The sequence below is a fragment of the Acinetobacter sp. ANC 4169 genome (genome assembly GCF_002135355.1).
Lineage (GTDB): Bacteria > Pseudomonadota > Gammaproteobacteria > Pseudomonadales > Moraxellaceae > Acinetobacter.
Genome location: NZ_NEGE01000010.1, coordinates 59,576 through 83,870, shown reverse-complemented (window position 1 = coordinate 83,870; position 24,295 = coordinate 59,576). Strand labels below are relative to the sequence as shown.

Genomic DNA, 24,295 nt, shown 5'->3' with positions numbered 1-24,295 from the left:
TGCTGATTTTCGTTTTTAATTCATCTGATGTTGAGCCTTTTCTAGCAGGTCAATCGTCAATTGTTGCAGTAGCGCAGATTGCTGCTTCCAGTGATGCCAATACAGTTTCATTTCGGTTTTGGCATTTGGAATAATTTCAATCAATTTCTCGCTTTGCAGATCATCACCCATTTGATATTGCGGCACTAAACCAAAGCCTAAACCCAAATGTACTGCTTCTACAAAGGCAGTCGAGGAGGGAATAAAATAATGCGGATAGCTTTGCTGGTTCAGACCAAATAAGTTCAGGATCACCTGATGATGCATCAAATCTTTATCATTAAAAATAATGGCTGGGGCATGTCTTAAAGCATCACGGTGAATTCCATCTTTAAACCAATTTTCTACAAAAGAAGGTGTTGCCACCATACGGTAAGTCATCTGACCCAAGTAATGTACTTCGCAGCCTTTCATGGCAGTCGATTCAGTCGAGATGCAGGCATTGACCAGACCGGTTTCCAGCAGCTGATGGGTTTGGGTTTGATCATCCAGAGACAATTTTAGCGCAATTTTGTGCTCAATCAATGTGCTTTGCAGGACCTTAAGTAGCCAGGTCGATAAAGAGTCGGCATTGGTGGCAATACTGAATTGATGAAACTCATGCTGGCTGGATTGCCCCATGAATTGTTGTAAAAGATTCTGTTCACGTAGGCGCTGATGCTGTAAATGTTCCAGCAGCTTTTGACCGGCTTGCGTCACCCGGCAGGGACGCTCGCGCAGCAATAAAATCTGTCCCAAATCTTTTTCCAAAGCCTGCACCCGTAAGGTGACTGCAGAAGCGGTAATACATAGCCGCTGTGCAGCCTCGTCAAAACTGCCGGATTCCGCAACGGCAAGAAAAGCTTCACATGATTTATTTGAGAGCATAATCACAACCTAAGAAAAACTTAGTAAAGTTTATATTTTCTTAATCATACTTAATTTGCATTTTAAACGGCGATAATTCACTACAAGATTTTTAAATTATTTTAAGTTAAGTCGTTATGTTGAATAGTGCCATACACGGTTTTGCCATGGGTTTAAGTCTGATTCTACCTATTGGTGCACAAAATGCATTTGTATTGAAACAAGGTTTAAAACGAGAACATGTTTTTAGCATTTGTCTATGTTGTGCCTTGTCTGATGCCATATTGATTGCAGCCGGCGTATTGGGTTTTTCAGAACTGGTTCTATTGCATCCTGATTGGCTGAGTATTGCCAAGTATTTGGGTGCGACTTTCTTGTTGATATATGGCGCACAGCACTTTTATCAGGCCTGGAAACATGAACAACGTTTAGAGGCTAGTCAAAACAATGTGCCTAGTTTATGGAAAGTCTTGTTGATTTGTTTAGGCTTAACCTGGCTGAACCCGCATGTATACCTGGATACGGTCGTGTTACTGGGTTCAATTTCTACCCAATATCCCAACACGCAACTGTATTTTGCCCTAGGGGCAATCAGTGCATCATTGCTGTTCTTTTTTAGCTTGGGCTATGCAGCACGTTATTTGCAACCGATTTTTCAACGCCCACAAGCCTGGAAAATACTGGATGTGCTGATTGGCTGCGTAATGTGGTCGATTGCTATTTCTTTAATCAGCTAAGTGAATAAAAAAAGGCATTAGAAAATGAATGCCTTTTTTTAATGTAGGATTTAAGCCGCTTGAAGTGCTTTTAAGTCTTCAAGTACCTGTTCTGCATGTCCTGCGGCTTTGACCTTACGGTATTCTTTGACTAATTCGTCGTTATGGAAAATAAAGGTTGAGCGTTCAATGCCCATCACCTGTTTGCCATACATATTTTTTTCTTTGATCACGTCAAAAAGGTTGCACAGTACTTCTTCTTTATCGCTAATCAGGTTAATGCTCAGATTTTGCTTTTCTGTAAAGTTCTGATGAGCTTTCACTGAATCACGTGAAATCCCAAGAATGGTGGTATTTAAGGCATCAAATTGATCTTTTAAACACGAAAACCCGATCGCCTGAGTGGTACAGCCCGGGGTAGAATCTTTAGGATAAAAATATACAATCAGCCATTCTGTTGGCATTTCAGTCAGGTTAATTTCACCGCTTGTGGTTGGGAAGCTTTGATTGGGCAACGTAATAGCAGACATGTGTGGATCCTTATCAAGTCGAATTTATCATATTGATCTTAAGTTTATGCTGACATGATAGCGAATTTAGCCCTGTTTATGCTGAAGTTGGGATATAAATTTTAAGCATAAAAAAGCCTGCAACGATGCAGGCTTTTATTCAATCTAAATCAACTTACTTTTTAGGTTGTTGAGCAGATTTCATTGCTTCTTCAGTCAGGCTTTTAAGTTTGCCAGTCAATTGTGGGCCGAAACAAGCTTGTAAGTCTTTATTTTGTTTTTGTACAAAAGCTAAAGTTGCAGGGCTTTTCTTTTGGTTAATGGTACTTTGGATTTCCCATTTTTGTGCATTGGTTAAGCGGCCATCGGCTTCAACTGCACAACTACAGTATTTGCTTACTTCAGCTGAACTAAGTTTTTTACTTTTGCCAGTTTCTTCTTTACAAACATTAATTAAAGCAGATTTTACATTAGTGCTTTTATAAGCTTCTTGGAGCTTATTAGTTTCAGCTGCATTTGAAGCAGTCGCCATTAATGCAACCGCAGAAACCAATGTAGAAAGAATAATGTTTGACTTCAAATTTTTCATGTACTGTACCCTGTTATGACGGTATATAACGTGTCGGATCGGCGATACCCGCATCAGCAAAACCTTGTTTACGTAAGCGGCAGCTATCGCATTTACCACAAGCACGTCCTTGGTCGTCTGCTTGGTAGCAAGACACCGTTTGACTATAGTCTACGCCATGTTCTATACCTAAGCGAATGATATTTGCTTTGGATAAATGTAACAGAGGTGTTTCAAATTTAAGAGGTTTTCCTTCTACACCCACCTTGGTTGCCAGGCGTGCCATGTTGGCAAAAGCTTCAATAAATTCAGGGCGACAGTCAGGATAGCCTGAATAATCAACGGCATTGATGCCAATGACAATGGCTTCTGCACCAAAAACTTCGGCAGCTGCGAGCGCATAAGACAGAAATATTGTGTTACGTGCTGGAACATAAGTTACAGGAATACCATCTTGTTCATGCTCTGGTACATCAATGCTATGATCAGTTAACGCAGAGCCGCCCAAGTTACCCAAATCAATATTAATGACACGATGTTCTACACCAGCACCTTGTGTTAATGCTCTAGCTGCATCCAGTTCAGTGGTTGAACGCTGACCATACATGAAACTTAAAGCAATACATTCATAACGTGCTTGCGCCCAAGCCAAACAGGTTGTTGAGTCTAAGCCGCCAGATAATAAAACTATGGCACGAGGGCGCATATTAAAATCTCCAAAAAATAAACAAGAACAAAAATGGATTAACGACCAGTTTCATCATTCCAGAGCAATTTATGTAATTGCAGCTGGAAACGAACAGGGAGATGGTCATCTAAAATCCATTGTGCTAAATCACGGGCAAGTTGAGGCAAACGTACCGCACCTTTTTCCACCGCAAAAGCAGGCGAGAACCAAACAGTACTCACCTTATCGGCGAGTTGGTATTGTTCAACCTGCTGTTTTGACCATTCATAATCTTCCCGATTACAAATCACGAACTTGATTTGGTCGTGCTGAGTTAAATGGTCGAAATTGCTAAGCAAATTTCGTGCAACTTCACCGGAAGTCGGGGTTTTTAAATCTAAAACTTTTGAAACGCGCGGGTCGACTTTAGACACATCTAAAGCACCACTGGTCTCAAGTGAGACTTCACAGCCCAAGTCAGCTAAACGCTGCATCAAAGGCAGGGCGTTAGGCTGTGCCAATGGTTCACCACCGGTCACACAAATATAAGGGGTTTTAAAATCGAGCGTGGTTTGAATAATATCTTCTAGTGATTGTCGCTCGCCACCTTCAAAAGAATAAGTGGTATCACAATAGGTACAACGTAAAGGGCAACCGGTTAAGCGAATAAACACCGTCGGTAAACCCGCAGCATTGGCTTCACCTTGCAATGAATAGAAAATCTCCGTGATGCGTAAACCCGCAGACGGATCAGAAACAGGAATAGCGGAAGATCGAAGCGTATTCATAACAAATAATTACCACAGCAAAAAATGACAGAGCACAAAAATAAAAATCTCTACGATCATGTCTGACCGTAGAGACGAGGAGCGGTTGAAGCTCCGAGGAACAATCAATGTTCCGCAGCAGACTACATATTAGTCTTCGCGTAATAAATCGTTCAAGCTGGTTTTTGCACGGGTTTTCGCATCTACTTTTTTCACGATGATTGCAGCATACAGGTTGCAAGTACCATCTTTAGATGGAAGGCTACCTGAAACTACCACCGAACCTGCAGGAACGCGGCCGTAATGGATTTCGCCAGTTTCACGGTCAAAGATTTTAGTCGATTGACCAATGAATACGCCCATAGAAATCACAGAACCTTCTTCTACGATTACGCCTTCAACGATTTCAGAACGTGCACCGATGAAGCAGTTGTCTTCAATAATGGTTGGATTCGCTTGAAGTGGTTCAAGAACACCACCAATACCCACACCACCAGACAAGTGAACGTTTTTACCGATTTGCGCACATGAACCTACAGTTGCCCATGTATCGACCATGGTACCTTCATCCACATAAGCACCGATGTTTACATATGAAGGCATCAATACCACGTTTTTCGCCTGGAAAGAACCTTTACGGGCAACAGCAGGTGGTACTACACGTACGCCGGCAGCTTTAAACTGTTCTTCAGTCCAATCGCCAAACTTAGTATCTACCTTGTCGTAGAAACGAAGATCACCAGACTCGATTGGCTTGTTGTCATTTAATTTAAAAGATAACAAAACAGCTTTTTTAAGCCATTGGTGAACAACCCACTCACCGTCGATTTTTTCAGCCACACGAAGTGTACCGTTATCTAGGCCAGCAATAGCTTCTTCTACAGCACTACGAATTTCAGCGGAGCAGTCTGCCGCAGTGAAATTTGCACGGTCTTCAAAAGCTTGTTCAATGATTGTTGAAAGCTGAGACATGATCTTCCATTTCCAAAAAAAATTTTCAAGATTTTACACTATATTGAGCTAGAAATAGATGAAAAAGTGGCTTTGGATCGGAATTAATTATGAAAGAGGCGAAAAATAAGATAAATAATCAGCGATGAATATTAAGTAAACAAAAAATGATTTAATAATCAAAAGCAAACAGAAAATGTATCAAAAAATAACAAAAACTCAGCAAATTTCGAATAAAAGTTAAGCAATTAATATTTTATAGTTTTAATTATCACAAAAGCACTAAATGAAAATAGCAACTTTTTGAGGAGATCTATCATGAAAACTTTAGCTACGATTTTGGCAGCATCTGTATTGACTGCTCTTGCAGGCACAGCAATGGCAGCTGACGATGCAGTAGTACAAGATGGCTATGCGTTTGAACGTAACCAGCTTATTCCAACAGGTGTTCGTGCTGAAGTAGGGACAACTGGTTATGGTGGTGCCTTACTTTGGACTGCGAACCCGTATGTAGGTTTAGCCTTAGGTTATAACGGCGGTGATATTTCTTGGACAGATGATGTATCAGTAAATGGTACAAAATATGACATAGACATGGACAATAAGCTGGCTTATTTAAATGCAGAAATTCGTCCTTGGGGTGCAAGCACAAATCCTTGGGCCCAAGGCTTATACATGGCTGCCGGTGTAGGTTATCTTGATAGCCAATACGATTTACAAAAACGTATTGGAGATGGTGAAACCTTAAGCATTAACGGCAATAACTATCAATTAGCTGTTGCAGGTCAAGAAGGGAATGTACGTGGTCAAATGTCCTACGAAAACGACATTGCTCCTTATGTAGGCTTTGGTTTCGCACCAAAAATTAATAAGAACTGGGGATTATTTGGTGAAGTAGGTGCTTACTACACAGGTAACCCAAAGGTTCAATTAACACAAAATAATCTAGCGCCAGTAGCAGGTAATACCATACCCGCTCAAGTTGCAGTAGATCAAGAAGCGAATGAAATCGCAAATGATGATAAATATCAATGGTTGCCAGTAGGTAAAGTCGGTGTAAGCTTCCACTGGTAAGTTTAAAGCATATAGAAAAACGAGCTTCGGCTCGTTTTTTTATTTTTGAAAATTAAATTATGTAAATTAAGCGGGTTTGAGTTAAAAGCGATAACCCACCTTGAGGCCATAAGCAATAGCTTTGTTATTATTTACCGAAGATAACACGCCAAATAAATTACCTGAACCATCTTGATTTTGCTCAACTTTGGCTTTGTTCAGCCTGAAATATTTGACGCCCCCAGCAATAAATAAATTAGACTGCACATTATAAAATCCACCAATGCCAAAACTATAATAACCATCCGAAGGGCTTAAGGTGGAGGCTGGATTGCTAATACCTGAATCCATCCCTATATCCAGGGCCGATGTCCATCGTTCATTAAAAATATGGGCAAGTCCTAAGGTGGCTGAAAGCTGATTTTTTTGATAATCCACCAAGTTGACCGGTGTAGCTTTACCTAGGCTCATCAGGGGAGAAACCATTTTAAAATTTTTCCAATTGACCCAGCGCAAAGAGGTATAGACGACATTACGAGGCGTGATTCCAGATTGAAACTCGAGATTTAGCGACTGCGGTGTTTCGATGCTGATGTACTGTTCAGAGCTTAAATTCAAGACTGGAATTGCAGGAATGGATGAAGTCTGCTCATAAAATTGTGGCGTATGTTGAATTTTAGAGCGATAGCTGAGTGAGGTCTTTAGGGCATATTTAGGAATTTGATAGCTGATACCAGCCAACCAGCCCAAGGCCGAGTCTTTATCCATACTTGCAATATAATCAGCCTGTATTCCCATCGATTGTCCTGAAATTTTCAGCTGAGTGTCTAGGGTCTGATAACTTAAACCGCCATAAAAATTCCATGCCGAATCGGGTTGATAGCCTAAAAGTGTGGTCAGATTGTGAGTGTCCATTTTAAAACGTACCGCATTGACTAAATTTACCGGGCTGCTGCTGACCGGTTCGAAGGCATAGCCTACATCTGTAACAAAGGGTTGATTGTAAATTAGCCCAATAGACCAATGAGGAGCAGCTTGAAATTTTAATACGGCATTGGAAATATAAAAGGAATGAATGAAATCTTGAGTAGACGTCTCGCTAAATGTGGAGGGATTGTTCTCGTCTGGTCGAAGTGTTTTGCCTGAAATATCCGCGTCGATAATTGCTGTAGAAAATTCAGCATAATGATTGGGTTGTAAAAATGGAGCAATACTTTGGTTGGAAGTTTCCAGGGCTGCGGAAAATACGTGAGTAGGCAAAAAAAAGCACATACCCATGCCCAAAGCCGTAACTTTCATGAACAACCCCAGATGAAATAATGTTTTTGCTAAAAATTGAGTATATGAGAAAGAATTTCACACGATGTAATTGAGTGTTTTTTATTCGTCACAACTACTTTATTCTGTTTTATTTACAATATGCAACAAAAGTTTTGATCTTATTCACATTTATTTAGAATAATCAGTGAATTATTTATTTTATTAATAAGTAGGGGCTGTTGATATTTCATAAATGGTTTGCGTTGTAGGCTAAAATTGAGCAGACAAGAATTTAAATTAAAAAAGGGATACTTAATATCCCTTTTTTAATCAATCAAATTTTTAATCTTCAGGATAAGCCACTTTTTTCAGTGCTTTGATATCTGCTTCTGGCGAGCAGAGTGAAATAAACTCATAGCCATAACCACGCAGCAAATGTCCTTTACGTACCGCAATCCAGGTGGTATTTACCCCAAAGATATCGGTTGGAATCTGTTTAAGGCGATAATCCCGTTCCGCATCATAGGCAACATTATTGACTATGCCGACCCCCATATTCAATTCGACATAGGTTTTGATGACATCGGCATCCAGGGCTGACATCACAATATCAACATCAATGCCGGCATCTTCAAAGGCCTTGTCAATTTTAGAACGGCCTGTGAAACCGCCATGGTAGGTAATAATCGGATATTGTGCCAAATCTTCCAGCGTGATGTCTGCTTTGTTGGCAAGCGCATGGTTTTGCGGGGTGATAATACTGTGCTGCCAATTATAGTAAGGCACGCTAGCCAGATTTTCTTCCGTGGTCAGAGACTCAGTAGCAATCCCAATATCCGCTTCGCCTTGCAGCAACATTTCGGTAATTTCAACCGGACTGGCCTGTTGCAGAATCAAATGAACTTTTGGAAATTCTTTTTTGAACTGGTTGACAATTGGTGGCAATACATAACGCGCCTGGGTATGCGTGGTTGCAATGGTCAGGGTGCCTTCATCCACGCGGTTAAAGTCATCTGCCAGACGTTTGATATTGTCTGCATCGACCAGCATGCGTTCTACAATGCCCAGTAAAGACTGACCTGGTTCAGTGAGGCCCAGTAAACGTTTACCTTTACGAATAAACAGCTGTACGCCCAGTTCATCTTCTAAATCTTTAATATGTTTACTGACACCAGACTGTGAGGTGTAAAGTGCCGCCGAAGCTTCGGTTAAATTAAAATTCTGTCTAACGGTTTCTCGAATAATTCTTAATTGTTGGAAATTCATAATGCTGTATACCTTAAAAGGGATGGGGCTGTTTTGGCCCCATCTATTTGTTATTAAGCGACGTCATTGGCAAACAAATGCAATGCCGTTGGGCTTAACCACACTGTTTGATTTGGCTTAAACTGATGTAATTTTGCTTCTTCCGAGTTAAGCGAAATTTCAATTAAATTGCCTTGGCGATCTTGCAGCTCAGCAAGGACTTTACCGGCAATCCATATTTCACGCAGGAAAGTCGCCTGAATGGCATTTTCTTGCGGAGAGGCATGAATACGCAGTTCACTTGGACGGGCAAAGGCAATCACATTACCTTGCGGCGCATCTTTGGCTTGTGGCAATTGCAGACGCTCATCACCAATCTGGATAATGCCTTGCTGGTGTTGGCCTTCGAATCGGTTGGCCTGACCCAGAAAGTCGAATACAAACGGGGTTGCCGGTTTTTCGTAAACTTCACGCGGTGAACCAATCTGTTCAACATTACCTTTATTCATGACCACGATCTGGTCAGCAACTTCGAGTGCTTCTTCCTGGTCATGGGTGACAAAAATCGAGGTGATGTGCAATTCATCATGCAGGGTACGTAACCAGCGACGTAGTTCTTTACGCACCTTGGCATCCAGTGCACCAAATGGTTCATCTAGCAGTAATACGCGAGGTTCAACCGCCAAAGCACGTGCCAGGGCAATACGTTGACGTTGACCACCTGAAAGTTGTGCCGGATAGCGATCGGACAAAAAGCCCAATTGAACCAGATCAAGTAAACGAGTGACACGTTTTTTAATTTCGGCTTCAGATGGTCGGGTAGAGCGAGGGCGCACACGCAAACCGAAGGCGATGTTGTCAAATACGGTCATATGACGGAACAGGGCATAGTGCTGGAAGACAAACCCCACTTCACGTTCACGCACATGCACATTGGTTGCATCTTCACCTTCTAAAATGACCCGACCGCCATCAGCCGATTCCAGGCCGGCAATAATACGCAGCAGGGTAGTTTTACCACAGCCTGATGGACCGAGTAATGCCACCAACTGACCATCTGGAAAGTCGAGTGAAATATTTTTAAGTGCATGGAATGCACCAAAGTGTTTTTCAATATTTTTAACTTGAATACTCATGATGTCATTCCTTAAGAAACTGTTGAATCGTCATTACGTTTGTTTTGTCGTTCTTGGCGTATCTCTACCCATGTTTTTAAAACTAGGGTCACAATCGCCAGTAAAGCCAACAGTGAGGACACCGCAAACGCAGCACTAAAGGTATATTCGTTGTAAAGGATTTCTACATGTAGCGGTAAGGTATTGGTTTCACCACGAATGTGACCAGACACCACCGATACTGCTCCGAATTCACCCATAGCACGGGCATTACACAGAATGACACCGTAAATCAGACCCCATTTAATATTGGGTAAGGTTACTTTCCAGAAGGTTTGCCAACCTGAAGCACCCAGTACAATTGCGGCCTCTTCTTCTTCTGTACCTTGTGCTTCCATCAAAGGAATCAGTTCACGCGCCACAAAAGGAACAGTAATAAACACGGTTGCCAGCACAATGGCAGGAACGGCATACAGGATTTTAATGTCATGGTCCATCAACCAGCCACCAAACCAGCCTTGAGTACCGAAAATCAGTACTAACATCATGCCTGCAATTACAGGTGAAACCGAGAAAGGTAAATCAATAATAGTGGTCAAAATGGATTTGCCACGGAAATTAAACTTCGCTACCGACCATGCAGCTGCTACACCAAACACCACGTTTAATGGCACGGCAATCACAGCAGTCAATAAGGTCAGTTTTACCGCAGATAAAGTATCTGGATGTACCAATGCCTGAAAATAAACCCCGACGCCTTGTTTAAACGCTTCAACAAAGACCAGAATTAAAGGCAGAATCAGGCAGCTTAAAAAGAAAATCAGGGCAATGGTGATGAGCAGGTAACGAATCCAGGTTGGTTCACGGGTAGCATCCCGTGACTGCAATTTCTCAGCCAAAGCATTGCTGTTGGTTATTAAACTCATCGTGCAGTTCTCCCGGTACGTTTGCTTGCCCACGCCTGCAACAGGTTAATCAGGAACAAGATGGCAAAGGACAGTACCAGCATGACAACTGCAATGGTGGTTGCACCGGCATAATCATATTCTTCCAAACGGGAAATAATCATCAGTGGCGCAATTTCAGTCTCGAAGGGCTGGTTACCGGCAATAAAGATCACCGAGCCGTATTCACCTACACCACGTGCAAAGGCCAAGGCAAAACCGGTCAATAGTGCAGGGAACAGAATCGGTAGAATGATTTTAGTGATAATCTGAAAACGGTTCGCACCCAATGCCGATGCCGCTTCTTCCAGTTCGGTTTCCAGATCACTCAAAACCGGTTGTACGGTACGGACCACAAAAGGAATACCAATAAAAATCAGCGCAAGCGTAATCCCGATTGGGGTATAGGCCACTTTAATTCCCATCGGTTCCAGATACTGACCAATCCAGCCTGTAGGGGCATATAAAGATGTCAATGCAATACCGGCCACAGCTGTAGGCAAGGCAAAAGGTAAGTCGACCAAAGCATCAACAATACGCTTGCCAGGGAAGCTATAACGGACCAAGCACCACGCCAGCAGTAAACCAAAGACCACATTGACTAAGGCTGCAAGCAGGGCAGCACTAAAACTTAACTGCAAAGATTTTAAGATACGTTCTGAACTTAAAATTTCCCATAAACCGTCCCATCCAATTCCCAGTGATTTAATAAACACTGCCGAAAGTGGAATAAGTACGATTAATGACAAATACGCTAGGGTAAAGCCTAGAGAAAGACCAAATCCTGGCAGCACTCGGGATCGCTGCGACATGATGACTCCTGAAAAGAGCGATGCTGACCAATTAAGTCAGCAAAAATAAAAGTTTAATTCGGCACAAGCATAATTTGCAGACTTCAAATTGCAAATTTAAAAAAGCACTTGTTCTCATCAGTAAAATTGATATGGTGCAACACATTTTCTGAAATTAAATAATCATAAATTTCAGGAAAAGGTCCAAAACCGGAAGCAACATTAATATGTCCAACCTGCCCCAGGTTAATTGGACTCAGCTTCCATACTTGCGCAAGTTGCTGGGCATCTTCAAAATTTAACCAGGGATCATTTTCACTAATCAGCAGTGTTGTTGGCACGGCAATTTTAAGTTGGTGAAAATAGTGTTGATAATCTTGCTGGCTATCTCGCGAAAAACCAGCTTCACCAAAACGGGCTGGATTGGCCGGTGCAACCAGAATCAAATTTTTAATTTTTTGATTTAATTCCGGGTGCTGGGCTAATGCTGCCACAGTGGTTAAACAACCAAAACTATGTGCAACAATCTGGATGCTGTTTTGGATCGGTGCTACTGTGTTGACAAATTCGGCAATCCAGTTTTGTAACACAGGCTTGTTCCAGTCCTGTTGTTGCACACGAGAGCATGACATGAGTTGTCGTTGTAACCAAGATTGCCAGTGCGCAGATTCACTGCCACCTACACCCGGAACAATTACGGTATGAATCATGTCGATGCTCCTGTCTATCGAACGCTATTAATTTGCACTATTGGCTTTCACGATCTGGTCAAATACACCACCATTTTCAAAGTGCGCTTTTTGAACTTTGCTCCAGCCGCCAAATTCCTGATCGATGGTGACCAGTTTTAATGGCTTAAATACCTTGCTGTATTGAGCCAAGGTTTTTTCGTCGCGTGGACGGTAAAAATTTTCAGCCGCAATTTGCTGGCCGCGTGGCGAGTAAAGGAAATTCAAGTAGCCTTTGGCCAGATATTGGTTGCCTTTTTTCTCTGCATTTTTTTCAACAATCGCCACGGGTGGCTCAGCCAAAATTGAAAGAGAAGGGGTCACAATTTCAAACTTGCCCGGCTGTTCACGAATGGCTAAGTGAGCTTCGTTTTCCCATGCAAGCAATACATCACCAATGCCACGTTCAGCAAATGTGGTGGTTGAACCACGTGCACCTGAGTCGAGGACTTTGGTGTTTTTATAAATTTTACGCACAAATTCCTGTGCAGTTTTATCATTACCACCCGCTTGGTGTTTTGCCCAAGCCCATGCCGCTAAATAGTTCCAGCGTGCACCGCCAGAGGTTTTAGGGTTTGGGGTAATAATGCCTATACCCGGTTTAACCAGGTCGCCCCAGTCTTTAATATGTTTCGGGTTGCCTTTGCGTACCAGAAATACAATGGTAGAAGTATAAGGGGTTGAGTTCTGAGGGAGTTTCTTTTGCCAGTCTGCCGGTAACAGTTTGGTTTTTTCTTGAATCACATCAATGTCGGCAGAAAGTGCTAAAGTCACGACATCTGCATCGAGGCCATCAATCACCGCACGAGCTTGTTTACCTGAACCGCCGTGTGACTGTTTGAAGTTAATTTTCTGTCCAGTACGGCTTTCCCAGTATTTGCTGAAATCTTTATTCACGTTTTCATACAGTTCGCGTGTTGGGTCGTAAGATACATTGAGAAAATCTTTTGCTGCAGCACCCAAAGAAAAGGTCGATACGACTGCGGCTAAAACCCCAAGTTTCAATTTTGCTGAAATGCTCATGCGGACCTCAATATTCTTAATATGTTTCATTACATGGGCAGAGAATAACGCCATTCTTTATGCATAAAAAATAATAAAAAACGAATTTTATATGAATAAAAAAGATAATGAAGGCTTGGTTTATATTCTAAGCACCAGCCTTATGCATAAAGCTGATGCTTTGATCGATGAACTCAAATTATTTCGTGCTATTGGCTTTCACGATCTGGTCGAAAATACCGCCATTTTCAAAGTGGGCTTTTTGAACTTTAGTCCATCCGCCGAATTCTTTATCAATCGTGACCAGCTTTAAAGGTTTGAATACGGATTTGTATTTTGCCAATACTGCGGCATTGCGCGGACGATAGAAATTGTTCGCTGCAACGGTTTGACCTGCAGGTGAATACAGGTAATTTAAGTAGGCTTTGGCTAAATTCAGGTTGCCATCTTTCTGTGCATTTTTCTCGACAATGGCAACCGGTGGTTCAGCAAGAATGGATAAGCTTGGTGTGATGATTTCAAATTTGCCCGGTTGTTCACGAATGGCTAAATGCGCTTCGTTTTCCCAGGCCAGCAATACATCACCAATACCGCGTTCAGCAAAGGTCGTGGTTGCACCGCGTGCACCAGAGTCCAGAACTTTGGTGTTTCTATAGATTTGACGCACAAATTCCTGTGCTTTGGCATCGTTACCGCCTGGCTGATGTTTTGCCCAAGCCCATGCCGCTAAATAGTTCCAGCGTGCACCACCAGAAGTTTTAGGGTTTGGAGTAATAATGCCGACATTATTTTTCACCAAATCGCCCCAGTCTTTAATGCCTTTCGGATTACCTTTATGTACCAGGAACACGATAGTAGAGGTATAAGGTGTAGAGTTATTCGGGAACTGTTTCTGCCAGTTTTTAGGGATAAGATTTGAGTTTTCTGCAATGGCATCAATATCTGCTGCAAGTGCCAAAGTCACCACATCGGCATCCAGACCATCAATTACAGAACGTGCCTGTTTACCAGAACCACCGTGTGACTGTTTAAAGTTGATGTCTTGACCTGTGGTTTTCTTCCAATATGTGCCAAATTCTTTATTATAGTTTTCATATAATTCACGCGTTGGATCGTATGAAACATTTAAAAAGTCTTTTGCCAGCGCAGTAAAAGATGTTGCGGAAATAAGAGCTGCTAAAACCCCGATTTTTAATGAATGCATTTTGCTATCCTTTGAATTTGAATTATTAATGTTTTGTAACAAGGCGAAGGATAGCGTTATCTTTTTTGTTGAAAAAATAATAAGAAATGAATTTGATATGAATAAAAAAGCTATTAATTTAATGTCGCTGTTTTTAAACTAGGCCATCATTTACAGGATGTTCTGTTATGCCATGTTTTAAAAATGCACAGCAAATCAGCGAAATTTCATTATTGGATCGGGCTTTCCATTATGGTGACGGATGTTTTACCACTGCACGTGTGCGACAAGGCAAGATTGAACTTGAAAACCTGCATAGGGCACGACTGCGTTTAAGTTGTGAACGGCTGATGCTGCAAGCAGATTTAAGCTGCATTGAAAAAACTCTGGCTGTGTTGCAGCAGCAATTTTTGCAGGTGAATGGCACCTTAAAAATAATCATTAGCCGCGGTGAAGGGCAGCGCGGTTATAGCTTGCCTGATCATCCTGCGGATCTTTGGGTATTTTTTTATCCTCAGGTGGTGGATGATTTCCAGATTGAAAAAATTAAGTCTGGTGTATTGCAGCAAGCTTTGGGCCTCAGTATGCCTGCTTTGGTGGGATTAAAAAGCCTGAACCGTCTGGAACAGGTATTGTTAAAACATGAAGCCGAGCAACGCGGCTGGGCAGAAGCTTTAGTGACCGATGTACAAGGTACTGTTGTTGAAGGAGTAAGCAGTAATTGTTTCATTCGTTTAAACAATACATGGATTACGCCAGAACTTCGTTATAATGGCGTCCATGGTGTGATGCGGGCGGAAATTTTGTCCCGGATGCAGCAGCATGGCATTCACTGTGAACAGCGTTTTATTGATATGGATGACATCTCAAAATTTGAAAGCCTGTTTTTCTGTAATGCCTTAAGTCCAATGAAACTTGTGACTGAACTTAACCAGCAAGCTTTGAATGTTCAACCCTGTATTGAACTCTTTAATATTCTTCAATTAGATCAGATTCATTAATATGTCTAGCAGCAAAAAAAAATCAAAAAAGAAAGCAACAAGCGCATTTCCATTTAAAGGCTTCGTCGTTCTATTTGCAGGTCTTGTGGTTTTGATTGTGGTGATCCTATGGTCAAGCTTATTTAAAGCTTATCCTGTGGAAGGTCAAAAGCAGATGCTGGCCATTGACGACGGAGATACCTATTCAGGGTTTATTGATCGTTTAGCCAAGGAAGATAAAGTCAGCTTTCCTGTCGTGTTAAAGCTTTATCAAAAGTTCATCATTCATGATAGCATGAAAGCCGGTGTTTATGAAGTGCATCAGGGCATGTCAGTACGTGAAGTAATGCAACTGGTATCGAATGCTGAAAATGCACAGATGAACCGTATTCTGGTGATTGAAGGCACCACGTTCAAACAGCTGATTGCACAATTGAAAAAAGATGATTTAGTCACCAAAGAAGTGTTGAATCTTCCTCAAGAACAAATGCTGCAAGCTTTAGGTATTCCGTTTAGCCATCCTGAAGGCCTGTTTGCGCCAGATACCTATTTCTTTGCCAAAGGTGAAACTGATAAGAAGATTTTGACCGATCTATATAAGCGTCAGATGAAGGCTTTGGATAAGGCGTGGAACAACCGTGCCAGCGGTTTACCTTATAAGGATAAATATGAAGCACTGATTATGGCTTCCATTGTGGAAAAAGAAACCAGTCTGGATAGTGAGCTAAATCAGGTATCAGGCGTATTTATCCGTCGTTTGGAACAAGGCATGCGTCTGCAAACCGATCCAACGGTGATTTATGGCATGGGAGATCGTTATACTGGTAATATCACCCGCACCGATTTGCGTACACCAACAGCTTATAATACTTATACCAACAATGGCTTACCGCCAACTCCGATTGCATTGCCAAGTCAGAAAGCCATTGAAGCTGCCATGCACCCAGACAACTCGAATAACGTTTATTTTGTCGCTACCGGTAATGGTGGGCATAAATTTACGGCAAGTTTGGATGAGCATAATCGTGCTGTGCAAGAATATTTAACTGTCATTCGTTCAAAAAATTAAGGAGTGGGGATGTTTATTAGTTTTGAGGGCACTGAAGGTGTCGGGAAAACCACACTCATTGGTAAAGTCCATGAGTACTTTGTTCAGCAAGGTCAAGACGTCGTCTTAACGCGTGAACCGGGTGGCACACCCATGGCAGAGCAAATCCGCTCGTTATTGCTGTCTGTAAACCATGAAGAAAGCATGGCTAATGATACTGAACTGCTCTTAATGTATGCGGCACGTGCACAGCATTTACAACAAGTCATTGTTCCGGCATTAGCTGCTGGTAAAACTGTATTGTGTGACCGTTTTACCGATGCCAGTTTTGCCTATCAGTGTGCAGGGCGTGGTTTAAGCAAAGAAAAATTGCAGTTATTGAATGCCAATTTTGTATCGCATATGCCCAATATTACGTTTTGGCTGGATGCGCCGACTGAACTGGGGATGGCACGCGCGCGTGAACGTGGTGCACTGGATCGCTTTGAACAGGAAAAAGCCGCTTTCTTTGAAAAAGTCCGGTCTGGCTATCAGGAACTTTGGGAACAACAGGCTGAGCGAATTAAGCGTTTAGATGCTACACAAAACCCTGAACAGGTATTTCGCCAGGCACTTGCATGTTTGCAATCGGTGTAGTCATTCTCAGCGATTGGGTTTGAATGAAAAATCTTCTATAGTGGGCAACATTATGGAAGATTTTTTATAAACAATGAAAAGTAATAAAGCCGAAATTATTGATTTTTTGCAACATGAATTTCCGCAAAGTCTGGAAAAATGCGAAATAGAAACAGTCACTGAAAAAGGCGCATCCATTATTTATCATGTGGGGAGTGCAGATTTAAGACCTGGAGGTACGGTGTCTGGGCCGACCATGATGACTGCTGCCGATTATGCACTTTATATTGCGATACTGGGTGAAATCGGTATCGTTGCGCTGGCTGTCACGACCAGTTTATCCGTTAATTTTTTAAGAAAACCGACCGCAGCACAGGATATTCGTGCAGTGTGCCAATTAATGAAAGTGGGTAAAGCCCTCATTGTCGGTGACGTATGGTTATATTCTATTGATCTGGATGAACCCATTGCACATGCGGTAGGTACTTATTCGATACCACCCCAGCAATAAATAGATGTAATAGATTTAAAAAACCGAACAAAAATGTTCGGCTTTTTTATTTGGACTATACGGGTTTAAACATCGGCATTCACCAACGGTGTTTCCACCTGAAAGTTTGGCGGAGTCAGTACTGTTTTACGCAATTCAGGTCCAAGCTCCGGATAATCTAGGGTGTAATGCAAACCGCGCGATTCCTTGCGCTCCATGGCACAGCGCACAATCATCTCAGACACCAAAACTAAATTACGCAATTCAATCAGATTTTTGCTGACTTGGTAATCCTGATAATATTCAGTGATTTCCCGTTTCAGCATTTCAATACGATGTAAAGCACGTTGTAGACGTTTGGTGGTGCGCACAATGCCGACATAGTTCCACATGGTCTGACGCAGTTCATCCCAGTTTTGCAAAATCACCACGTCCTCATCTGGATTTGTGACCTGCGAATCATCCCAGGTTGGAACATCAGGAGAGGCATAATTGCGATCAAACTGGCTTTCAATATGTTTTGCAGCACTCATGCCATACACAAAACATTCTAAAAGTGAGTTACTGGCCATACGGTTAGCACCGTGTAAGCCGGTATAAGAGGTTTCACCAATCGCATAGAGGCCGGAAATATCGGTTTGGCTATGCTCATCGACCACCACGCCACCACAGGTGTAGTGGGCTGCAGGAACCACAGGAATCATGTCCTTGGTAATGTCGATGCCTAATTCAAGTAAACGTGCATATAGGGTCGGGAAGTGCTCTTTGACAAACTCGGCCGGTTTATGCGTGATATCCAGCCAGACATGACGAATCCCTAAACGCTTAATTTCATAGTCAATGGCACGTGCCACAATATCCCGTGGTGCCAGTTCAGCACGTTCATCAAAACGCAGCATGAATCGTTCACCATCAGGCAAGCGTAAATAAGCCCCTTCGCCACGCATGGCTTCGGTAATTAAAAATGAACGGGCTTGAGGGTGATACAGACAGGTCGGATGGAACTGGTTAAATTCCATATTGGCCACGCGGCATCCGGCACGATAAGCCATGGCGATGCCATCACCGGTGGCAATATCCGGATTAGAGGTATATAGATAGGCTTTCATGGCTCCACCACAAGCCAAGGCTGTAGAAGGCGCTAAAAAGGTATGCACTTTTTCAGTTTTTTCATCCAGTGCATATAAGCCCAAGGCACGATTGTCCTGATCTCTAATGCCTAATTTTTGCGAGCTAATCAGATCAATTGCAATATAGTTTTCAAAAATGGTGATGTTTGATTTTTCTTGGGCGCGTTGTACCAAAGTGGTTGAAATGGCACGACCTGTTGCATCTGCGGCATGAATAATGCGGCGCTGTGAATGACCCCCTTCACGGGTTAGATGGAGTTGTTCTTGTTCGTCTAAGGTAAATTGCACACCATGCTTTAACAGAAAATCTACCGAGGGTTTGCCACCTTCTACAGTCTGCTTGACGGCTTCACGTTCACATAACTGCGCACCGGCAATCATGGTGTCATCGATATGCTGTGCAATGGAATCAGTTTTATCCAGAACTGCAGCAACGCCGCCTTGAGCGAAATAGGTACTGGCATCGGTAAGTGTCGATTTTGCCAAAACAGCAATGTTGAAATGATCGGGTAGCGATAAAGCTAGACTTAAACCTGCGCCACCACTGCCCACAATGATCACGTCAAAATGATGCGTTGTATTTAAATTAGACATGTCCATCAGCTAATTCGAAAAAAAGTTTGCTAATAACACCGCTTTTTTGATCAAAAGACAAGGGCTAATATGCTAATGTATGATGAGAAAAAGTAATAAAGCAACAAACTTTTAAGAAATATTTAAGTTGTTGTTTATACAAATATATCCAAACATATTATTACCCAAGACAGATATATTTTATGCTAAATACTGTCTATGCATACTTATAATGAATGGAGTGCAGGCTTTATATGAACAATCGCGATATAAAAAAAGGAATGTATGCTGCTGTATTTACAATGGCGGCCATGCAAACACAAGCAGCTTCTTCGGTAGACTTTTCTAATCTGGTTGAACAAGTCAGTCCGGCGGTGGTCAGTGTAAATGTCGTCAAAAAAATGACTCAGGAAGAACTGATACAACAACAGATCCCTGAAATTTTAAAACGTTTTTTTGGCAATCAAGTGATTGTTCCGCAGCAACAGAATCAGCAGGATAAAACCGCTTATGGTAGTGCATTCTTTATTAGTAAGGATGGTTATCTATTAACCAATCACCATGTGATTGAAGATGCTTCTAAAGTCACCATCATGCTAAATGACCGCCGTGAAATTGATGCCACAGTGGTCGGAAGCGATGCACGTACCGATGTGGCATTACTAAAAGTCAGTGGTTCCAATTTCCCTGAATTACGTACCGGAAATGTAGACCGGCTCAAAGTCGGTGAGCCGGTACTGGCCATCGGTTCACCTTTCGGTTTTGACTATTCTGCATCTGCCGGTATTGTCAGTGCGAAAATGCGTAATATGATGGGGGAAACCTCAGTGCCATTTATTCAAACCGATGTGGCGTTAAACCCGGGTAACTCAGGCGGTCCTTTGTTTAACCAGAACGGTGAAGTGGTTGGGGTAAACTCACGGATCTTTAGTGGCACTGGCGGATATATGGGCTTGTCATTTTCCATTCCTATTGATGTAGCCATGGACGTGGCAGAGCAGTTGAAAAAGAATGGCAAGGTGACTCGTTCTTATTTGGGTGTCATGTTGCAAGATATCGATCGCAATCTGGCAGAATCGTATAACCTGTCCAAACCTGAAGGTTCACTGGTCACACAGGTAGCACCAAACTCACCCGCAGCCAAAGCAGGCTTTAAGTCGGGCGATGTGATCCTGAAATATAATGGCTCACCCATTTCAAGAACTTCGGATTTGCTTAATTACTTAAACCGAACTACACCAAATCAGAACATTCAATTGCAAGTTTTACGCGATGATAAAACCCGTAATATCTCGGCAACTTTGACCACTGCGCCGGATGATACACCGGCACAGGCTGAACAAGCAGCACAAAATAAAGGTCCCGTTTTAGGTATAACAATTCGTAATTTAACCGCGAATGAGCAAAAGCAACTGGATCTGAAAGGCGGCATTCTGGTACAGGAAGTTAAGCGCGGTGGAATTGCTTCACAATCTCGCTTAATGGCGGGCGATATTATTACTCAGGTGAATAATAAAACGATTTTGAATAGTGAAGAATTCGTTAAATCTGCATCTGAATTGAAAAAAGGTTCGATTGCACGTGTTTCCATTATTCGCCAAGATCAACGCGCAATTCTAGGTATGCGTATTGAATAGCATTGATCCATCAAATGAAAAACCACTCTATAGATGAGTGGTTTTTTTATATTTTGCAATTTTACTGTAATCCAAAATTACGTAGACTGTATTTCCTTGAACGAAATTTTTGCAATGAGTAAGGGTTTAAAGAATATATGAGCACAGTTTTTGATTTGGAAATGACCGTTCAAGCAAAAGATATTGACCGTTTGGGACACGTGAATAATGTGGTGTATATGCACTGGATGCAGGATGTCGCCACTGCACATATTGATGCCGTAGGTTTAGGCTTGAATGAATATCTGGAGCTGAAACATGCCATGGTCGCAGTAGAGCATCATGTGCAATATCGTAAAGCGGCATTTGCAGGCGAAAAGATTATCTTGCGTACCTGGCTGGATGATATCAATGCCTTGTATTCTTTTCGCCAATATGTGTTTTACCGTCCGTACGACCAAGCGGTTCTGTTTATGGGAAATACCAAATGGGCCTGTGTGGAAATTGCTTCAGGTCGGCCAAAACGCATGTCACCGACGTTTATTCAAGCTTATCAGCCTATATCGGAACAGGTGAATCCGCTAGATTTTAGCCAATACGATGTAATTGCTTCAAACTGAATAAATGAGTTCAACCCAGCTTTGCTTTGAAAATGACTGCACAAAGCGAAAAAGGAGTTCATTATTTAGAATACATTGAAAAATCCATCTGCTATAATCCTACGCAATTTCTATTCGGCTTTTGCCATGCATTAATTATTGGTTGCATGGCGTGTTTTTTCTCAAGGTAGCCCATGGCGCAAGCTAAAAAATCTGTTGATATTAAAAACATTCGTAACTTTTCGATTATTGCGCATATCGATCATGGTAAATCGACACTGGCGGATCGCTTTATTCAAACCTGTGGTGGTTTGCAAGATCGCGAAATGCAGGCTCAGGTTCTGGATTCTATGGAACTGGAACGTGAGCGTGGTATTACCATTAAAGCGGCATCGGTGACGTTGTACTATACCCATCCGAATGGTCAAGAATACCAATTAAACTTTATTGACACACCAGGACACGTGGACTTTTCCTACGAAGTATCACGTTCGCTTGCGGCATGTGAAGGCGCTCTTTTGGTTGTCGACGCGGCACAAGGAGTGGAAGCGCAGTCGGTTGCAAACTGCTATACCGCCATTGAACAAGGACTGGAAGTACTCCCTGTACTCAATAAAATTGATTTACCGCAGGCTGAACCTGAGCGTGTGATTCAGGAAATTGAAGACATTATCGGGATTGAAGCGACTGAAGCCCCAACCTGTTCAGCGAAAACTGGCCTAGGCATTGAAGGGGTGCTTGAAACTCTGGTCAATGTTATTCCTGCGCCTACAGGTGACCGTGATGCACCGCTACAAGCTCTAATTATTGACTCATGGTTTGATAATTATCTAGGCGTTGTGTCTTTGGTGCGTATCAAACAGGGACGTGTGCGTAAGGGCGATAAAATGTTGATTAAATCAACAGGTCAATCGCACATCATTACCTCAGTGGGTATCTTCAATCCTAAACATACTGAAACAGGCATGCTTGAAGCTGGTGAAGTAGGCTTTATCATTGCAGGGATCAAAGATATTTTTGGTGCGCCAGTGGGCGATACAATCACCCTTGCGACTACACCAGACGTGGCAATCTTGCCAGGTTTTAAAAAGGTCAAACCGCAGGTCTATGCCGGTTTGTTCCCGATTGATTCAAGTGATTTTGAACCGTTCCGTGAAGCATTGCATAAGCTGCAAATCAACGACTCTGCCTTATTCTTTGAACCAGAAAGTTCAGATGCATTAGGTTTTGGTTTCCGCTGTGGCTTCTTGGGTATGCTACATATGGAAATCGTACAAGAGCGTTTAGAGCGTGAGTACGATCTTGACCTCATTTCTTCTGCACCAACCGTAATTTATGAAGCGGTGATGAAGAATGGCGAAACGATATACATCGACAGTCCATCAAAAATGCCTGATGGTTCAACGGTTGAAGATTTACGTGAACCGATTGCCGAATGTCATATCCTGGTTCCTCAGGAATATCTGGGTAATGTGATGACTTTATGTGTAGAGCGCCGTGGTGTGCAAAAAGACATGAAGTTTATGGCCAATCAGGTTTCGATTACTTTTGAAATTCCAATGGCTGAAGTAGTGATGGATTTCTTTGATAAATTGAAATCATGTTCACGCGGTTTTGCATCACTCGATTATAACTTTGTCCGTTTTGAGAGTTCATCTCTGGTTAAGGTGGATGTGTTAATTAATGGTGATAAAGTCGATGCTTTAGCAATGATCTGTCACCGTCAGGATGCACGCCATCGTGGTATTGCACTGGTTGAAAAAATGAAAGACCTGATTCCGCGTCAAATGTTTGATGTGGCCATTCAGGCTGCCATTGGGGCGCAAATTATTGCCCGTTCTACTGTAAAAGCGATGCGTAAAAACGTATTGGCAAAATGTTATGGTGGTGACGTGTCGCGTAAGAAAAAACTTCTGTCGAAACAAAAAGAAGGTAAGAAACGTATGAAGCAGGTGGGTAGTGTTGAAATCCCACAAGAAGCGTTCCTTGCCGTGTTAAAAGTAGAAAGATAATAAAAGAGGTCATTTAGCTCATGGATTTTGATTTTAATTTAATCCTTGTACCCGTCACACTGATTTTCTTTTTGGTGTGGCTACTGGATAAGTTTGTATTTAAACAAAGACAAACGCTAGGCAAGGGTAATGAAAATTTCATCATCACCTGGGCATATGACTTCTGGCCAGTTCTGGCAGTGGTTCTGGTGCTACGTTCATTCCTGTATGAACCGTTTAATATTCCTTCCGATTCTATGGTTCCGACTTTAGAAACTGGTGATTTTATTTTGGTCAACAAATTTAACTATGGTATTCGCTTGCCAATTGTGAATACCAAAGTCATTGACGTGGGTGAACCAGAACGTGGTGACGTGATCGTGTTCCGTTATCCGCCACAACCGACCATCAGTTATATTAAACGTGTAGTTGGCTTGCCAGGTGATCACATTGTTTATGATCATGGACAACTGAGTATTAATGGACAAAAAGTGGCGAAAGTTCCGGTGGAATTTAGTCGCGAAAAAGATATTCTGGATACACCGACTTCAATTTATCATCAGGAAACGTTAGGTAAGCATACCTTTAAGATGCGTGAGCTTGAAGGTGTAAACGTTGCACGTCAGGCACCATTTATTAACTATGTTGAAAATGGTAAATATTCATCTGAAAATGGTTTATATTGGGAAGTCAAAGTTCCTAAAGGTCATTACTTCGCGATGGGTGATAACCGCGATCAAAGTGCTGACAGTCGTTTTTGGGGCTTTGTACCAGAGGAAAACCTAACAGGTCGTGCATTCTATAAGTGGATGCATAAAGAACCTGGATTTAAATTACCGTCGTTTAACCGCAACGGTGTAATTGATTAA

25 protein-coding genes are annotated in these 24,295 nt (G+C 42.2%); 10 read left to right on the top strand and 15 right to left on the bottom strand.

Annotated features, from left to right (window positions below):
• Positions 1-15 precede the first annotated feature (15 nt).
• Positions 16-906: a LysR family transcriptional regulator ArgP gene (locus tag B9T26_RS09175; RefSeq protein WP_086199404.1), complete on the bottom strand. Its 891-nt coding sequence runs from the start codon at positions 904-906 to the stop codon at positions 16-18.
• A gap of 116 nt (positions 907-1,022) precedes the next feature.
• Between B9T26_RS09175 and B9T26_RS09170 the strand changes: the two genes are divergently transcribed.
• The gene (locus B9T26_RS09170) at positions 1,023-1,622 is read left to right on the top strand and encodes a LysE/ArgO family amino acid transporter (RefSeq protein ID WP_086199403.1); all 600 of its coding nucleotides are present in this window, start codon (positions 1,023-1,025) and stop codon (positions 1,620-1,622) included.
• 50 nt (positions 1,623-1,672) lie between these two features.
• Here the strand turns inward: B9T26_RS09170 and B9T26_RS09165 are convergent, their stop codons facing one another.
• The 5 genes from B9T26_RS09165 to dapD all read right to left on the bottom strand — a co-directional run bounded on the left by B9T26_RS09165 (position 1,673) and on the right by dapD (position 5,084).
• On the bottom strand, positions 1,673-2,131 hold the full coding sequence (locus B9T26_RS09165) for a peroxiredoxin (RefSeq protein WP_086199402.1): 459 nt from the start codon (positions 2,129-2,131) through the stop codon (positions 1,673-1,675).
• A 154-nt stretch (positions 2,132-2,285) separates the two neighbouring features.
• The gene (locus tag B9T26_RS09160) at positions 2,286-2,699 is read right to left on the bottom strand and encodes a hypothetical protein (protein WP_086199401.1); all 414 of its coding nucleotides are present in this window, start codon (positions 2,697-2,699) and stop codon (positions 2,286-2,288) included.
• Positions 2,700-2,712: 13 nt separating this feature from the next.
• Positions 2,713-3,384 (bottom strand): 7-cyano-7-deazaguanine synthase QueC, encoded by a 672-nt coding sequence (gene queC, locus B9T26_RS09155; RefSeq protein WP_086199400.1) that lies wholly within the window; start codon positions 3,382-3,384, stop codon positions 2,713-2,715.
• Positions 3,385-3,422: 38 nt separating this feature from the next.
• Positions 3,423-4,133: a 7-carboxy-7-deazaguanine synthase QueE gene (gene queE, locus B9T26_RS09150; RefSeq protein WP_086199399.1), complete on the bottom strand. Its 711-nt coding sequence runs from the start codon at positions 4,131-4,133 to the stop codon at positions 3,423-3,425.
• A 129-nt stretch (positions 4,134-4,262) separates the two neighbouring features.
• Positions 4,263-5,084, bottom strand: coding sequence for a 2,3,4,5-tetrahydropyridine-2,6-dicarboxylate N-succinyltransferase (gene dapD, locus B9T26_RS09145; protein ID WP_086199398.1), 822 nt, complete (start codon positions 5,082-5,084; stop codon positions 4,263-4,265).
• Between the two features lie 297 nt (positions 5,085-5,381).
• Here dapD and carO point away from each other — a divergent pair, with 297 nt between their 5' ends.
• On the top strand, positions 5,382-6,137 hold the full coding sequence (carO, locus tag B9T26_RS09140; protein ID WP_086199397.1) for an ornithine uptake porin CarO: 756 nt from the start codon (positions 5,382-5,384) through the stop codon (positions 6,135-6,137).
• An 81-nt stretch (positions 6,138-6,218) separates the two neighbouring features.
• Here carO and B9T26_RS09135 read toward each other — a convergent pair whose 3' ends face one another.
• From B9T26_RS09135 to B9T26_RS09100, 8 genes are all read right to left on the bottom strand, one after another.
• Positions 6,219-7,415, bottom strand: coding sequence for an outer membrane protein transport protein (locus B9T26_RS09135; RefSeq protein ID WP_086199396.1), 1,197 nt, complete (start codon positions 7,413-7,415; stop codon positions 6,219-6,221).
• Positions 7,416-7,718: 303 nt separating this feature from the next.
• Positions 7,719-8,642 carry a CysB family HTH-type transcriptional regulator gene (locus B9T26_RS09130; protein WP_086199395.1) on the bottom strand — a complete coding sequence of 308 codons (924 nt, stop codon included), beginning with the start codon at positions 8,640-8,642 and terminating at the stop codon, positions 7,719-7,721.
• A 53-nt stretch (positions 8,643-8,695) separates the two neighbouring features.
• Positions 8,696-9,757 (bottom strand): sulfate/molybdate ABC transporter ATP-binding protein, encoded by a 1,062-nt coding sequence (locus tag B9T26_RS09125; protein ID WP_086199394.1) that lies wholly within the window; start codon positions 9,755-9,757, stop codon positions 8,696-8,698.
• 11 nt (positions 9,758-9,768) lie between these two features.
• On the bottom strand, positions 9,769-10,662 hold the full coding sequence (gene cysW / locus B9T26_RS09120) for a sulfate ABC transporter permease subunit CysW (protein ID WP_086199393.1): 894 nt from the start codon (positions 10,660-10,662) through the stop codon (positions 9,769-9,771).
• Positions 10,659-11,492 carry a sulfate ABC transporter permease subunit CysT gene (gene cysT, locus B9T26_RS09115; protein WP_086199392.1) on the bottom strand — a complete coding sequence of 278 codons (834 nt, stop codon included), beginning with the start codon at positions 11,490-11,492 and terminating at the stop codon, positions 10,659-10,661. The genes cysW and cysT overlap by 4 nt, the downstream gene beginning before the upstream one ends.
• 83 nt (positions 11,493-11,575) lie before the next feature.
• Positions 11,576-12,181, bottom strand: a complete 606-nt coding sequence (locus tag B9T26_RS09110) for an alpha/beta hydrolase (RefSeq protein ID WP_086199391.1) — start codon at positions 12,179-12,181, stop codon at positions 11,576-11,578.
• 27 nt (positions 12,182-12,208) lie between these two features.
• Positions 12,209-13,222, bottom strand: coding sequence for a sulfate ABC transporter substrate-binding protein (locus tag B9T26_RS09105; protein ID WP_086199463.1), 1,014 nt, complete (start codon positions 13,220-13,222; stop codon positions 12,209-12,211).
• 178 nt (positions 13,223-13,400) lie between these two features.
• Entirely contained in the window at positions 13,401-14,405 is a 1,005-nt protein-coding gene (locus B9T26_RS09100) for a sulfate ABC transporter substrate-binding protein (RefSeq protein WP_086199390.1), read from the bottom strand.
• Between the two features lie 167 nt (positions 14,406-14,572).
• Here B9T26_RS09100 and pabC point away from each other — a divergent pair, with 167 nt between their 5' ends.
• The 4 genes from pabC to B9T26_RS09080 all read left to right on the top strand — a co-directional run bounded on the left by pabC (position 14,573) and on the right by B9T26_RS09080 (position 17,538).
• A complete protein-coding gene (gene pabC / locus B9T26_RS09095) occupies positions 14,573-15,385 on the top strand; it encodes an aminodeoxychorismate lyase (RefSeq protein ID WP_086199389.1) in 813 nt (270 codons plus the stop codon).
• 1 nt (position 15,386) lies between these two features.
• Positions 15,387-16,433, top strand: a complete 1,047-nt coding sequence (gene mltG, locus B9T26_RS09090) for an endolytic transglycosylase MltG (protein WP_086199388.1) — start codon at positions 15,387-15,389, stop codon at positions 16,431-16,433.
• 9 nt (positions 16,434-16,442) lie between these two features.
• Positions 16,443-17,048, top strand: coding sequence for a dTMP kinase (gene tmk / locus B9T26_RS09085; protein ID WP_086199387.1), 606 nt, complete (start codon positions 16,443-16,445; stop codon positions 17,046-17,048).
• Positions 17,049-17,121: 73 nt separating this feature from the next.
• Entirely contained in the window at positions 17,122-17,538 is a 417-nt protein-coding gene (locus B9T26_RS09080) for a PaaI family thioesterase (RefSeq protein ID WP_086199386.1), read from the top strand.
• A 65-nt stretch (positions 17,539-17,603) separates the two neighbouring features.
• Here B9T26_RS09080 and nadB read toward each other — a convergent pair whose 3' ends face one another.
• Positions 17,604-19,247 (bottom strand): L-aspartate oxidase, encoded by a 1,644-nt coding sequence (gene nadB / locus B9T26_RS09075; protein ID WP_171262970.1) that lies wholly within the window; start codon positions 19,245-19,247, stop codon positions 17,604-17,606.
• A 227-nt stretch (positions 19,248-19,474) separates the two neighbouring features.
• On the opposite strand from nadB, the gene B9T26_RS09070 reads away from it, so the two are divergent.
• The 4 genes from B9T26_RS09070 (at position 19,475) to lepB (ending at position 24,295) form a co-directional block, all read left to right on the top strand.
• Entirely contained in the window at positions 19,475-20,857 is a 1,383-nt protein-coding gene (locus tag B9T26_RS09070) for a Do family serine endopeptidase (protein ID WP_086199384.1), read from the top strand.
• A 137-nt stretch (positions 20,858-20,994) separates the two neighbouring features.
• Complete coding sequence (locus B9T26_RS09065) at positions 20,995-21,456, top strand: acyl-CoA thioesterase (RefSeq protein WP_086199383.1); 462 nt, start codon at positions 20,995-20,997, stop codon at positions 21,454-21,456.
• A 173-nt stretch (positions 21,457-21,629) separates the two neighbouring features.
• Entirely contained in the window at positions 21,630-23,447 is a 1,818-nt protein-coding gene (gene lepA / locus B9T26_RS09060) for a translation elongation factor 4 (RefSeq protein ID WP_086199382.1), read from the top strand.
• A 20-nt stretch (positions 23,448-23,467) separates the two neighbouring features.
• Positions 23,468-24,295 carry a signal peptidase I gene (gene lepB, locus B9T26_RS09055; protein WP_086199381.1) on the top strand — a complete coding sequence of 276 codons (828 nt, stop codon included), beginning with the start codon at positions 23,468-23,470 and terminating at the stop codon, positions 24,293-24,295.